Origin of the sequence: Nocardia sp. NPDC050710 (assembly GCF_040654375.1) — a bacterium.
GTDB lineage: Bacteria > Actinomycetota > Actinomycetes > Mycobacteriales > Mycobacteriaceae > Nocardia.
This window is the reverse complement of sequence record NZ_JBFAHV010000001.1, coordinates 428,507-441,178: the sequence shown is the minus strand read 5'-3', so window position 1 is coordinate 441,178 and position 12,672 is coordinate 428,507. Positions and strand designations below refer to the sequence as shown.

13 protein-coding genes are annotated in these 12,672 nt (G+C 67.0%); 11 read left to right on the top strand and 2 right to left on the bottom strand.

Annotation, left to right across the window (positions count from 1 at the left end; genetic code table 11):
- The first annotated feature begins 14 nt into the window (after positions 1–14).
- A complete protein-coding gene (locus tag AB0H61_RS02010; protein WP_357298045.1) occupies positions 15–617 on the top strand; it encodes a TetR/AcrR family transcriptional regulator in 603 nt (200 codons plus the stop codon).
- Positions 618–718: 101 nt separating this feature from the next.
- Positions 719–1,846 (top strand): serine hydrolase domain-containing protein, encoded by a 1,128-nt coding sequence (locus tag AB0H61_RS02005; RefSeq protein ID WP_357298043.1) that lies wholly within the window; start codon positions 719–721, stop codon positions 1,844–1,846.
- 25 nt (positions 1,847–1,871) lie between these two features.
- Here AB0H61_RS02005 and AB0H61_RS02000 read toward each other — a convergent pair whose 3' ends face one another.
- The gene (locus AB0H61_RS02000) at positions 1,872–2,798 is read right to left on the bottom strand and encodes a DMT family transporter (RefSeq protein ID WP_357298041.1); all 927 of its coding nucleotides are present in this window, start codon (positions 2,796–2,798) and stop codon (positions 1,872–1,874) included.
- 242 nt (positions 2,799–3,040) lie between these two features.
- Here AB0H61_RS02000 and AB0H61_RS01995 point away from each other — a divergent pair, with 242 nt between their 5' ends.
- Entirely contained in the window at positions 3,041–3,565 is a 525-nt protein-coding gene (locus tag AB0H61_RS01995; RefSeq protein WP_357298039.1) for a hypothetical protein, read from the top strand.
- A 21-nt stretch (positions 3,566–3,586) separates the two neighbouring features.
- Here the strand turns inward: AB0H61_RS01995 and AB0H61_RS01990 are convergent, their stop codons facing one another.
- Positions 3,587–4,543: a LysR family transcriptional regulator gene (locus tag AB0H61_RS01990; protein ID WP_357298037.1), complete on the bottom strand. Its 957-nt coding sequence runs from the start codon at positions 4,541–4,543 to the stop codon at positions 3,587–3,589.
- A gap of 64 nt (positions 4,544–4,607) precedes the next feature.
- On the opposite strand from AB0H61_RS01990, the gene AB0H61_RS01985 reads away from it, so the two are divergent.
- Genes AB0H61_RS01985 through AB0H61_RS01950 form a run of 8 tightly spaced genes read left to right on the top strand, consistent with a single transcriptional unit; the run spans position 4,608 to position 12,671 of the window.
- Positions 4,608–5,768: an XdhC/CoxI family protein gene (locus AB0H61_RS01985; RefSeq protein WP_357298035.1), complete on the top strand. Its 1,161-nt coding sequence runs from the start codon at positions 4,608–4,610 to the stop codon at positions 5,766–5,768.
- Between the two features lie 57 nt (positions 5,769–5,825).
- Complete coding sequence (locus AB0H61_RS01980) at positions 5,826–6,716, top strand: xanthine dehydrogenase family protein subunit M (RefSeq protein WP_357298033.1); 891 nt, start codon at positions 5,826–5,828, stop codon at positions 6,714–6,716.
- Positions 6,717–6,718: 2 nt separating this feature from the next.
- Positions 6,719–7,237 (top strand): (2Fe-2S)-binding protein, encoded by a 519-nt coding sequence (locus AB0H61_RS01975; protein ID WP_357298031.1) that lies wholly within the window; start codon positions 6,719–6,721, stop codon positions 7,235–7,237.
- On the top strand, positions 7,234–9,624 hold the full coding sequence (locus tag AB0H61_RS01970) for an aerobic carbon-monoxide dehydrogenase large subunit (RefSeq protein WP_357298028.1): 2,391 nt from the start codon (positions 7,234–7,236) through the stop codon (positions 9,622–9,624). Before AB0H61_RS01975 ends, AB0H61_RS01970 begins: the two co-directional genes overlap by 4 nt.
- Positions 9,625–9,649: 25 nt before the next feature.
- The gene (locus AB0H61_RS01965; protein WP_357299808.1) at positions 9,650–10,543 is read left to right on the top strand and encodes an XdhC family protein; all 894 of its coding nucleotides are present in this window, start codon (positions 9,650–9,652) and stop codon (positions 10,541–10,543) included.
- Positions 10,540–11,133 carry an NTP transferase domain-containing protein gene (locus AB0H61_RS01960; RefSeq protein WP_357298026.1) on the top strand — a complete coding sequence of 198 codons (594 nt, stop codon included), beginning with the start codon at positions 10,540–10,542 and terminating at the stop codon, positions 11,131–11,133. The genes AB0H61_RS01965 and AB0H61_RS01960 overlap by 4 nt, the downstream gene beginning before the upstream one ends.
- The gene (locus tag AB0H61_RS01955) at positions 11,130–12,017 is read left to right on the top strand and encodes a MoxR family ATPase (RefSeq protein WP_357298024.1); all 888 of its coding nucleotides are present in this window, start codon (positions 11,130–11,132) and stop codon (positions 12,015–12,017) included. Before AB0H61_RS01960 ends, AB0H61_RS01955 begins: the two co-directional genes overlap by 4 nt.
- Before the next feature lie 12 nt (positions 12,018–12,029).
- Positions 12,030–12,671 (top strand): SRPBCC family protein, encoded by a 642-nt coding sequence (locus AB0H61_RS01950; RefSeq protein WP_357298022.1) that lies wholly within the window; start codon positions 12,030–12,032, stop codon positions 12,669–12,671.
- Position 12,672: the final 1 nt, after the last annotated feature.

Here is a 12,672-nt window from a genome sequence, read left to right as displayed (position 1 = left end):
AGGAGGTGGTGCGGGTGGCCAGCAGCCGCCGGGAGCGATCGGCCGAAACCGAACAGGCGCTGAAAGACGCTGCGCGTCAGGTCTTTGCCGAGCGCGGCTACCTGAACACCAAGATCACCGACATCACCGCGGCCGCCGGGCGCGCCGCCGGATCGTTCTACAACCACTTCGCGAACAAGGAAGAGCTGCTGCAAGCGTTGCTGCAAGATCTCGCCGACGCGGGTGACGAGCGCGCCGAACAACCCGAGCACAACCCGGACTTCAGCGATCCGGATGCGGTGCGCCACCACATCGCCGGGTACTGGATGTTCGCCCGCGAACACGCCACGGTGCTGCGCGCGATAAGTCAGGCGGCGATCGTGAGCGAGGACTTCGCGCGGGTATTCGGGCAGTTCGGCGTCGAGCAACGCGCGGATATCGCCGACCACCTGGATGGGCTGGTGGACAAGGGGTTACGGCTGCCCAGCAGTACGGACGGCAGTCTCGCGATGATGTTCCTGGTGACGCAGGGACTGCTGCAAGTGGTGGAGGACGGCACCGTCGAGTTGACCGACGAGCAGGCGATAGATGGGTTGACGCGGTTCGTCTACCGCGGCCTCACCGGGCGCGACTACTGAAGATCGATCCGGTGTAGTCCAGCGCACTCGAATACGCCTTGCGCCACGGTATTCCGATGGTGATACTCGGCGGAGTCGGCAAATGTTCGAGGGGGGTACGAATGCGGGTGCGTGCGGCCGTTGTCGCCGTTCTGGCGATTGTCGCGCTGGTCGGGCCCGCGGGTACCGACGCCGCGGCGGAGACTTCCGATCATGTAGCGGTACAACAGGCGATGGACGACCTGGTCGCGGCGGGGGCGACCGGTGTGCAGCTCAGGATGCGGGACGAGACGGGTACGTGGACCGCGAGCGCGGGTGTCGCCGAGCGTGGCCGACCCGAGGGTGTTCCGGTGGACGGCCGATTCCGGATCGGGAGTATCACGAAAACCTTTGTCGCGACGGTCCTCTTGCAGATGGTGGGGGAAGGCAGACTGGGTTTGGACGATCCGGTGGCGCGACACCTGCCCCGGTTGACGCTGGACGAACGGATCACCGTCCGAATGATCCTGGGACACACCAGCGGACTGTTCGACTACACCGGTAGAGACACGATCGACGGGACGCTACAGAGCCCGCTCAGCGAGGACACGGCCGCGGTGTATCGGCCCGAAGACCTGGTCCGGTGGGCGGTTTCGATGCCGCTGCGGTTCGAGCCGGGAACCGAATGGCGGTATTCGAATACGAACTATCTGATGGCGGGGCTGCTCATCGAGGAACTCACCGGCCTGCCGTACGCCGCGCAGGTGTACCTGCGAATCATCGTTCCGCTCGGCCTGTGGGGCACCGAAATTCCGAGCCCGTCGGCGGCGATCCGCGGCCCGCACGCGCACGGATATTGGCCGGTCGGCCCCGACGGCGCGGCGCTCGACGTGACAGGCTGGAATCCATCATGGGCGGGGGCCGCGGGTGAGATGATCTCGACCACCGCGGACCTCGATACCTTCCTGGCCGCACTCGCCGAAGGGCGGTTACTCGCCCCGCATCTGATGGCCGAGATGCAGGCGTTCCGTCCCGCGCCCGACGAAACCCTCGGCTACGGTCTCGGCCTGTCCGAACTGAAGAACCGATCGGGTTGTCACGGCATCGGCCACAACGGGGCGATACCGGGCTACTACTCCTGGGCGCTGAGCACCCCAGACGGGCGGCGACGTGTGGTGATGTCGGTGACCGACGGCGCGGGCAACCTCGGTGACGAGGAGTATCAGACCGCGCGGATCCGGCCGGTGATCCTGGCGTTCTGCGGGTCGTAGCCGACCCCGGTCGATGACGCTCCGGCTATGAGTTGTCGCCGCGAGACCGGGACGGTGCGTCTCTGAGTGGTGTGCGGCGCGGTGGTCCGCGGTGGGCAGGCGCGGCGTCGGCGCTTTTGTCCTGCGCGAGCGCGACCGTCGCGACGGCCACCGTGATGAGCGCGGCCACCAGCAGCGCGACCAGCGCGACGTCCACATCCAGGTATTCGCCGAGCGCCAGGAATCCCAGGGCACCGACCACCACCGGTTCGACGACCGTCGCCGCCGGGAATGATGCGTGCAGGCTTCCGGCCCGATACGAGTACTGCTGCACCACCGTGGCGGTGAGGCCGACAATGATCAGCGCGTACGTCTCGGCCGAGAACAAGACGGCGTTCGCGCCCCGGTCGGCGGTCGAGACCACGCCCTTGACGAGCACGGCGGCGAGCCCGAACAGCGCACCGGAGGACACACCCAGCAGTACCGCCTGCCGCGGACCCGGCCAGGCACGGGCGCCGAGCAGCGCGGCGGTGAACAAGGGAACGGAGACCAGCCCCACTATCACCCAGTGCAAGGCCTCGGCGTGCGGCCGACCGGGGCGGGGGTCGCCGACCACCACCAGAATCGCGATTCCGGCGGTCAGCGCCAGCGCCCAAGCCCAGTCGCGGGCCGATACCGAGCGTCCGTTGAGCCACGCGCCCAGCGGCAGTACGAACAGCAGCGACAGCACCAACAGGGGCTGCACGAGCATCAGCGCGCCCCTACCCAAGGCTGCCGCCTGGAAAGCGAACCCGCCGACGCCTACCAGCGTTCCGAGCCACCAATCGGGCGAGCGGAGCAGTCCGCCCATGACCGCGGGCGAATCGGGCGTGTCGGCTGTTCGAGCGGCGGCACGCTGGCGGATCACCGCCCCGAGCGCGATACAGACGGCCGCGCTGAGGGCGAAAACGATGGCGACCTGTGAGGACCGCACGTCCCGTAGGCTACTCCGGCGCGGTCGACCGGGCGTGCCGAGTGGGCGTTTCGAGCTCCATCGGCCTCAGCTCGGTGACGTGACCACCCGGCCCAGATGTCGGGCCGAGAACCGGGCCGAGTCTTCGACCTCGAACCAGGGCGCCTGGTGATGCCCGCCTCAGGTGAGCCTTTCTGGGTCCGAATCATGTCGGATGGCTTCGGTATCGTGCGTTCGGTCGGCGGGAGATTCGGGGATTCACTATGGGATTCAACTCTAATTGGCTGCTCGTGCGCGGGATGAGGCCGCAGCAGGTGTGGACGGCGCTCGGTGTCCAGCCGAGCGGGGTTCGGTCGGATCGCCCCACACCTGTGCTGGCTGGTTCGGTGCGCCCGGATGGCTCGTATCTGTTGGTCGAGGATCGAGCCGACGAACCCGTCGAAGGCACATGGAATTTGGCGGAGTTGTCCGTCGGCTGCGAGGTGATCGGGGTCGGGGAGGTCGACGGTGCCGGTGGTGCGGAGGTGGTGGTGTGGCGTGATGGTCGAAAGGTCTGGGGTGTCGCAGCTCCGATGGACGACGGTGGTCCGGAAATCTGGGGCGATATTCCCGCGGATATTCTCGCTGGAATCGAGAACGACGCGCTATGGGCGGTCCAAGACGATGACGATGATCCGGACTACTTCAATGCGATCCTGGCGCTCGGTATCGCATTGACCGGATACCAGTGCGGAAGGTTTATCGATGGGGTGGCGGTCCCGTCATTCGAGATCCTGGAAACGCCGTGAGACGCAGAGCGGTGCCCGCGTTCAACTCCACAGCGTCACATGCACTTTCGGGCGGAACCGGGTGACGCCCACCCCGGACCCGCGGATCATCGCCTGGAGGCATCGCGGGGTGGTGATGAACCGCAGCAGTTCCGACACCGCGGGCTGGCGAGTGTCGGGCGGCAGGGTGGTCGCGCACCACTCATCGGATACCTGAAGGCCGGGTCCCTTGATGTGGCTCAACCGACCGGTCGCGAGGTCGGAGGAGACCGCGAAGCCGATCGTCAGGGTGATGCCCCCGACACGGCGGACCTCTTCGAGGGCGGCGGCGTCGCTCTGGAAGATCCGCTGGTGTGATTCGGGAATGGCCAACTCGCGCAGCATCGTCGCGATGTGCCCGTCGACACTGCCGGCGCTGGGGCCCAGCATCCATTGCTGCTCCCGCAGCAGCGCCGGATGTGGTGCGAGGTCTGCCAGCGGGCTGTCGGGGCGCGCGACCGAAATGATCTGATACTTCAGGAACGGCCGGGCGGTGATGGTCGTGTCGGTGCCGTCCGGCCCGGGCCCCAGTGCGATATCCACCGCACGGGTCTCGATCAGCCTGCGGAACTGGCTGGTGGGATGCACACTCAGCTCGACCGACAGATCCTTCGCCCGCGCCGCGAACAGGTCAATGAGGCCGGGCGCGGCATGTTCGGCGAATGCGCTCGATGCCGCGATGCGCAGCAGCCGTCGGCCGTGCGCCGCCTCGCTCACCTCGACGGCGGTCTGGCGCTGCAATCCGAGTATCTCGATCGCCCGGCTGGCCAGGCGCAGCCCGCCGGGCGTGAAAGTCAGACCCGTCGCCGCGCGGGTGAACAGCGGGTCGTCGAGCTCCTTGCGCAGCTGGGCGATGTGCATCGAGACACCGGCGTCGGACATCCCCAGCTCTCTGGCCGCCGCATGGACGGAGCCGAGCCGCACCACGGTCGAGTAGGCCCGAAGCTGGGCGGGCGTCACGATTCGAGTCTAGTTTGGAGGTGAACGCGGTGCCTACCGCCGCATTGCGCCTGGAGAACGCATCATGCAGGACGTGCTCGCGGATCTGATGACAACCTGGGACGCCGGGGGCACGGCTGGGGTCGCGACGGTCGTGCGGACCTTCCGGTCGGCTCCGCGACCGCCCGGTGCCGCCATGGTTGTCGCCCCGGACGGCACGGTCGGCGGTTCGGTCTCCGGTGGCTGCGTCGAAGGCGCGGTCTATGAACTCGCCACCGACGTCATCCGGACCGGTCGTCCGGTGCTGCAGCGGTACGGCTTCTCCGATGACGACGCATTCGCCGTTGGTCTCACCTGCGGCGGCATCATCGATATCTTCGTCGAGGCGATCTCACGGGAGACATTTCCTGAACTCGGTGAGGTCGCCGCGGATATCGCCGATCAGCGGCCGGTCGCGATCGCGACCGTCATCGAGCATCCGGGTGCCGCGTGGGTGGGGCGTCGGTTGCTGATCCGGCCGAGCGAGGCGCACGGCACGCTGGGGTCGGCGCGCGCCGACGATGCGGTGATCGATGACGGCCGTGGTCTGCTCGCGGCGGGCCGCAGCGAGGTGCTGTCCTACGGTCCGGACGGGCAGCGTCGCGGCGAGGGCATGGCGGTTTTCGTCGCCAGCTATGCCCGGCAGCCGCGGATGCTGGTGTTCGGGGCGATCGATTTCGCCGCCGCGGTCGCCCAGCAGGGATCGTTTCTCGGGTACCGGGTGACGGTGTGCGACGCGCGGCCGGTCTTCGCCACCTCCGCCCGGTTCCCGACCGCCGACGAGGTCGTCGTCGACTGGCCGCACCGCTACCTGGCCGCGCAGGTCGCGGCAGGCGCGGTCGATTCGCGGACCGTCGTCTGTGTGCTGACCCACGATCCCAAGTTCGACGTTCCGCTGCTCGAGGTGGCACTGCGCGCGCCGGAGATCGGCTATGTCGGCGCCATGGGGTCGCGTCGCACACACGACGAGCGGCTGGCCCGGTTGCGAGAGGCCGGCCTCACCGACGAGCAACTCTCCCGGCTTGCCAGCCCGATCGGGCTGGATCTGGGAGGCCGGACACCCGAGGAGACAGCGGTGTCTATCGCGGCCGAGATCATCGCGCGACGTTGGGGCGGACACGGCGCTGCACTGACCCGGACCGGCGGCCGGATCCACCACACACCGGTCACGAACAGCGAATTAAGTGATTCCTTAAATCGGTCTTGACGACTGCACCGGCGGGGCAAAGGCTGGGCCTATTCCCGCTGATGTGAGGTCGATCACATGCAAGTTCCTGGGCCATTCGAATACGAGCGCGCAACGGGCGTGGATCACGCCATCGGACTACTGGACCGGCTGGGGGAGGAGGCGCGCATCATCGCGGGCGGGCACAGCCTGCTGCCGATGATGAAGCTGCGTCTGGCCAATCCGGAATATCTCATCGACATCAACGACCTGGCTGCCGAGCTGGGATACATCGTCACCGATCCGACCCTGGTGCGAATCGGTGCCATGGTCCGGCATCGGAACCTACTCGAATCCGACCGCCTCGCGGCGGTGTGCCCGATCTTCCGTGACGCCGAGCGCGTGATCGCCGATCCGGTCGTGCGCAACCGCGGCACGATCGGAGGTTCGCTGTGCCAGGCCGATCCGGCCGAAGATCTCACCACGGTCTGTACGGTCCTCGGCGCCACCTGCCTGGTGCGCGGACCGTCCGGCGAACGGGAGATCGCGATGGACGACTTCTTGGTCGGTCCGTACGAAACCGCCATGTCGCACAACGAAATTCTCATCGAGATCCGAATTCCCGTGCGGCATAGGACATCGAGTGCGTACGAGAAGGTGGAGCGCCGGGTCGGCGACTGGGCGGTCGCGGCGGCGGGCGCGACGGTGACATTGCAGGGCGGGACGATCGCGGCCGCGCGGATCGGTCTGACGGCGGTCGACCCCGATCCAGCGGCGCTCGCCGCTTCGGCCGGCGTGCTCATCGGTGAGCCGCCCGCCGAGGAGGTTTTCGCGGAGGCGGGCCGCCGGGCGAGCGCGGCGTGCTCACCTGTCTCCGATGCGCGCGGCAGCGCCGACTACAAGCGCCATCTCGCGTCCGAACTGACGATTCGCGCGCTGCGCACCGCGGTCGAGCGGGTACTGGATGATGCTGCGCTGAAAGGGAATTAGCCATGCAGGTAAATATGACCGTCAACGGCGAGCCGGTGACCGCGGAGGTCGAGCCACGCACCTTGCTCGTGCATTTCCTGCGAGATCAATTGCGGCTCACCGGAACCCACTGGGGCTGCGACACCAGCAACTGCGGCACCTGTGTGGTGGAGCTCGATGGCGAGCCGGTGAAGTCGTGCACCATGCTCGCCGCCATGGCGAGCGGCCACGCGGTGCGCACGGTCGAGGGGCTCGAGGTGGACGGACAGCTCGATCCCGTGCAGGAGGGCTTCATGCAGTGTCACGGGTTGCAATGCGGATTCTGCACGCCCGGAATGATGATCACCGCCCGCGCCCTGCTCGACCGCAACGCGAATCCCGATGAGCAGACCATCCGGGAGGCGATCTCGGGCCAGATCTGCCGCTGCACCGGATACACCACCATCGTGCGGTCGATCCAGTGGGCCGCGGCGAAGCAACGAGGTGAAGCGGTGGAGCCCGAACCCGCCGCCCCGCCGACGCCGGTAGGGAGCACGTCATGACCACCGTCGAGTCCCGGCCCGAAGACCGGGTAGACAACGACCACAAGCCGTGTGGTCACGGCAGGATGCTCCGCAAGGAGGATCCGCGGTTCATTCGCGGACGCGGCAACTTCGTCGACGATGTGTCGCTGCCCGGCATGCTGCATTTGGCGATCCTGCGGTCCCCGTTCGCGCACGCGCGGATCGTGAGCGTCGATGTCTCCGCGGCACAGGCACATCCGAAGGTCAAGGCGGTTGTCACGGGCGCGGACCTCGCGGCGAAGGGCCTGGCTTGGATGCCGACCCTCTCCAATGATGTCCAGGCGGTGCTGGCGACGGACAAGGTCCGGTTCCAGGGCCAAGAGGTGGCCTTCGTCGTCGCCGAGGATCGCTACTCCGCGCGTGACGCGTTGGAACTCATCAACGTCGAATACGAGATGCTCGATCCGGTGATCGACGCCCGGACCGCACTGGCGCCCGAGATGCCGGTGATCCGCGACGATCTCGAGGGCAAGCGCGACAACCATTGCTTCGACTGGGAGACCGGCGACGCCGCCGCGACCGAGGCGGTATTCGCGCGCGCCGACGTCGTCGTGAAGCAGGAGATCGTCTATCCGCGAGTGCATCCCGCCCCGATGGAGACCTGCGGCGCCGTCGCGGATCTCGATCCCGTGACGGGCAAGCTCACGCTGTGGTCGACGAGTCAGGCGCCGCATGCCCACCGCACGCTCTACGCGTTGGTGGCGGGGCTGCCCGAACATAAGATCCGGGTGATCTCACCCGATATCGGCGGCGGGTTCGGCAATAAGGTGCCCATCTATCCGGGATATGTCTGCGCCATCGTCGGTTCGTTATTGCTGGGCAAACCGGTGAAGTGGATGGAGGATCGCAGCGAAAATCTCACCAGCACCGGGTTCGCTCGCGACTACATCATGGTCGGCGAGATCGCCGCCGACTCCAATGGCAAGATCCTGGCCATCCGGTCGACGGTGCTCGCCGATCACGGCGCCTTCAACGGCCAGGCCGCGCCGTTGAAATATCCGGCCGGCTTCTTCGGCGTCTTCACCGGCAGCTACGACATCGAGGCCGCCTACTGCAAGGTGACCGCGGTCTACACCAATAAGGCGCCCGGTGGCGTCGCCTACGCGTGCTCGTTCCGGATCACCGAGGCTGTCTACTTCGTCGAGCGATTGGTGGATTGCCTGGCCTATGAACTGAAGATGGATCCGGCCGAGCTGCGGCTACGGAATCTCCTTCGCCCCGAACAGTTCCCGTACACCAGCAAGACCGGCTGGACCTACGACTCCGGCGACTACGAGAAGACCATGCGACTGGCGATGGACATGATCGGCTACGACGCCTTGCGAAAGGAACAGCGGGACAAGCGCGCCCGCGGCGAGTTGATGGGCATCGGGATGTCCTTCTTCACCGAGGCCGTCGGCGCGGGTCCGCGCAAGGATATGGACATCCTCGGACTCGGTATGGCCGACGGATGTGAGCTGCGTGTCCATCCGACCGGCAAGGCCGTTGTGCGCCTGTCGGTGCAGACCCAGGGGCAGGGGCACGAGACGACGTTCGCCCAGATCGTCGCCGAGGAACTCGGCATACCACCGGACGACATCGACGTGGTGCACGGCGACACCGATCAGACTCCGTTCGGCCTTGGCACCTACGGCACCAGGTCGACACCGGTCTCGGGCGCGGCTGCCGCACTGGTGGCGCGGAAGGTGCGCGACAAGGCGCGGATCATCGCGTCCGGCATGCTCGAGGTCTCCGTCGCCGACCTGGAGTGGGAGAAGGGCTCGTTCCACGTCAAGGGCGATCCGTCCGCGGCCGTGACGATCCAGCAGATCGCGATGCGCGCACACGGCACCGCCGATCTGCCCGAGGGCATCGAGGGTGGACTCGACGCGCAGATCTGCTACAACCCGGAAAATCTCACCTACCCCTATGGTGCGTACTTCTGCGTCGTCGACATCGACCCGGGGACGGCCGTGGTCAAGGTCCGGCGTTTCCTGGCCGTCGACGACTGTGGAACCCGGATCAATCCGATGATCATCGAGGGCCAGGTGCACGGCGGCCTCGCCGACGGCATCGGTATGGCGCTGATGGAGATCATCGCCTTCGACGAGGACGGTAACTGCCTCGGCGGATCCCTGATGGATTACCTCATCCCGACCGCGCTCGAGGTTCCGCATTTCGAGACCGGGTACACGGTCACCCCCTCACCGCACCATCCGATCGGAGCGAAAGGCGTCGGCGAATCGGCCACCGTCGGATCACCGGCGGCGGTGGTCAACGCGGTGGTGGATGCGTTGGCGCCGTTCGGAGTTCGGCACGCCGATATGCCGCTGACGCCGTCGCGGGTCTGGGAAGCGATGCAGGGGCGGGCCACACCGCCCATCTGAGTGGATGTGAGCGATGGGATCACCGATGAAGATCGCCGAGCGGGTACAGCAGCTGGTCGGCTCCCGGACGCCGTTCGTGCACGCGACCGTCGTGCGCGCCCAGCAGCCGACCTCGGCGCACGCGGGCGACGAGGCGATCCTATTGCAGGACGGGACGATCGAAGGATTCGTCGGCGGCCAATGCGCCCAGAACTCGGTCCGTAAGGCGGCGCTGGGTGCCCTCCAGTCGAACGAGAGCGTGCTGCTGCGCGTGCTACCCGATGGCGATCTGCAGTTCCCGGAGGCGCCCGGCGCGGCGGTGGTGGTGAATCCCTGTCTGTCCGGCGGAGCGCTGGAGATCTTCCTCGAGCCACAGAACCCAGCACCGCTGGTGCGCATCTGCGGCGCGACACCTATCGCGGACGCCTTGGCCGAAATGTGCGAACTGGTGGGATTCGGGGTGCAGCGCAGTGTTGCCGATGCCGACTCACTGGATTCGCCCACCGACACGACGGCGATGGTGATCGCGAGTCACGGTGGCCCGGAAGCCGAGCTGATCCGCGTCGCGCTCGACGCGGGTGTGGGATATGTCGGTTTGGTGGCCAGCCGGATTCGGGGCGCGTCGATTCTCGACGAGCTCGGATTGACCGACGCCGAGCGTGCGCGCGTGCGCACTCCCGTGGGTTTGCCGATCGGCGCCAAGACGTCCGCGGAGATAGCCGTCTCGATTGTCGCGGAACTGATCCAGGCGATCCGCAAGGGTGGCTTGGCCGTTCCGGTCCGCTCGGCGAGCGTCGTGTTCGAGGCCGTCGATCCTGTGTGCGGTATGGCCGTGACCGTCGGGGCGGACACACCACATCTCATCATCGACGATGTCGACTACTGGTTCTGCGGCGCGGGCTGCCGCACGTCCTTCGCCGCGACGAAGACGGGCTCATGACAATCGGGTTCGTCACCGGAGTCGTCCTTGCCGCGGGAACCTCACGGCGTCTCGGCACGGCGAAACAGGTCCTGCCGTATCGGAATACGACGCTCCTCGGCGCCACCCTCGACGTGGTGCGATCCTGCGCTTTCGATCAGATCATCGTCACCCTCGGCGGTGCGGCGGCGGCGGTGCGGCAGCAGGTCGATCTCACCGGGCTGGAGGTGGTCATGGCCGAGGACTTCGATTCGGGCTGTTCGTCGTCATTACGTTCGGCTCTGAGCGCGGTGCATCCCCGGGCCGCCGGAATCGTACTGATGCTCGGTGATCAACCGGGCCTGTCGGCGGCGACGGTCGACCGACTGATCGCCGAGGGAACGACCGCCGCGATCACGGTCTGCCGCTACCGCGACGGTATCGGGCATCCATTCTGGCTGAGCCGCAGCGTCTTCGGTGAGTTGGCCCGACTGCACGGCGACAAGGCCGTGTGGAAGATCATCGAGTCGGGGCGTGTCGCGGTGTCCCGACTCGACGTCGACGCACCGGTTCCCTTGGACGTGGACACCTGGGACGACTACGAGCGCTTGCGCGCCGCGGCGTCACCATGATGTCGCCGTTCGACGACATCGAGGACGTGGTGCGACGATTCGACACCGACGACTACCTGCTCGATACCGGAACCGCCGCCGCCTTCTATCTGGCCACCACGTTGGGTCGGCCGTTGCTACTGGAGGGCGAACCGGGAGTAGGCAAGACGACGGCGGCGAAGACCCTCGCCACCGTGCTCGGTGCACCGCTGATCCGTCTGCAGTGTTACGAGGGCCTCACCGTGAGCGAGGCGCTGTACGACTGGAATTACCAGCGTCAGCTGCTCAGTATCCGGCTCGCCGAGGCGCGCGGCGCCGACCTCACCGAAGCCGACCTCTTCACCGAGGCATTCCTGGTCGACCGCCCGATCCTGCGTTGTGTGCGTTATCGCGGTCCGACGCCCCCGGTGCTGTTGGTCGACGAAATCGACCGTGCCGACGACGAATTCGAAGCGCTGCTGCTCGAATTCCTCGGTGAGGCCGCGGTGACCGTTCCCGAACTCGGGACCTTTGTCGCCGAGCATCCGCCGCTCGCGGTGCTGACCTCGAACCGCAGTCGCGACCTGCACGACGCACTGCGGCGGCGCTGCCTCTACCACTGGATCGACTACCCGGAGCCGGCCCGCGCGGTGGCGATCGTGCGACGCACCGTGCCGGGGGCGACCGACGCGCTGATCGAACACGCCACCCGATTCGTCGCCCACGCCCGCGATCTCGATCTCGACAAGCCGCCCGGCGTCGCGGAGACCATCGACTGGATCGCCGCGCTGGCGACGCTCGACGTCGCCGATCTCACCGCGCCGGAAGCGGTCGCCGCGCTGAGCGCATTGGCCAAGACACCCGACGACCGCGCCGCCGTGCACGCGGCATTCGTCGAATACACCCGAAGCCTCGCTACCGGATGAGAGGGAGACTCCATGAAGATCGCCAACGAGTTCACCGTCAACGCACCCATCGAGCGGGCATGGGAGGTGCTGACCGACCTCGAGCAGGTGGTCCCGCTCATGCCGGGCGCCCAGATGGTCGGCTGGGAGGGAGATCAGTTCCTCGGCAAGATGAAGGTCAAGGTCGGTCCGGTGACCAGCGAGTTCACCGGGAAGGCGAATTTCGTCGAGCGCGACGACCACGACCATCGCGCTGTCATCAACGGTAGCGGCCGGGATGCACGCGGATCCGGAAACGCGGCGGCGACCATCACCACGCAACTGCGCGAAGACGGCGACAAGACCCGCGTCACCGTGGACACCGACCTCAGGATCGTCGGCAAGCTCGCCCAGTTCGGCAGCGGGATGTTGCAACAGGTATCCGAGAAACTGGTCGGTCAATTCGTCACATCCCTCGAAGCGAAACTCGCGGAGGGCGATTCGGCCTCGAAGGCGGAAGTCGGGCCGGACAGCCGAGGGATACGTCCGCAACCGGTCGCACAATCCGAGCCCGCACCGCTCGACCTCGTCGATCTGGTCGGGCCCGCGATGATCAAGAAGTATGCGCCGGCGGTCGCGTTCGTGTTGGCGGCCGTGCTCGCGATCATCCTGGTACGCAGGCGGATGCGCGGGTAAC

Excerpts from the sequence above, each read along its gene's own strand:
- AB0H61_RS02005 (WP_357298043.1), top strand. The coding sequence starts at position 719 with ATGCGGGTGCGTGCGGCCGTTGTCGCCGTTCTGGCGATTGTCGCGCTG.
- AB0H61_RS01995 (WP_357298039.1), top strand. The coding sequence starts at position 3,041 with ATGGGATTCAACTCTAATTGGCTGCTCGTGCGCGGGATGAGGCCGCAG.
- AB0H61_RS01985 (WP_357298035.1), top strand. The coding sequence starts at position 4,608 with ATGCAGGACGTGCTCGCGGATCTGATGACAACCTGGGACGCCGGGGGC.
- AB0H61_RS01980 (WP_357298033.1), top strand. The coding sequence starts at position 5,826 with ATGCAAGTTCCTGGGCCATTCGAATACGAGCGCGCAACGGGCGTGGAT.
- AB0H61_RS01975 (WP_357298031.1), top strand. The coding sequence starts at position 6,719 with ATGCAGGTAAATATGACCGTCAACGGCGAGCCGGTGACCGCGGAGGTC.
- AB0H61_RS01970 (WP_357298028.1), top strand. The coding sequence starts at position 7,234 with ATGACCACCGTCGAGTCCCGGCCCGAAGACCGGGTAGACAACGACCAC.
- AB0H61_RS01965 (WP_357299808.1), top strand. The coding sequence starts at position 9,650 with ATGAAGATCGCCGAGCGGGTACAGCAGCTGGTCGGCTCCCGGACGCCG.
- AB0H61_RS01960 (WP_357298026.1), top strand. The coding sequence starts at position 10,540 with ATGACAATCGGGTTCGTCACCGGAGTCGTCCTTGCCGCGGGAACCTCA.
- AB0H61_RS01955 (WP_357298024.1), top strand. The coding sequence starts at position 11,130 with ATGATGTCGCCGTTCGACGACATCGAGGACGTGGTGCGACGATTCGAC.
- AB0H61_RS01950 (WP_357298022.1), top strand. The coding sequence starts at position 12,030 with ATGAAGATCGCCAACGAGTTCACCGTCAACGCACCCATCGAGCGGGCA.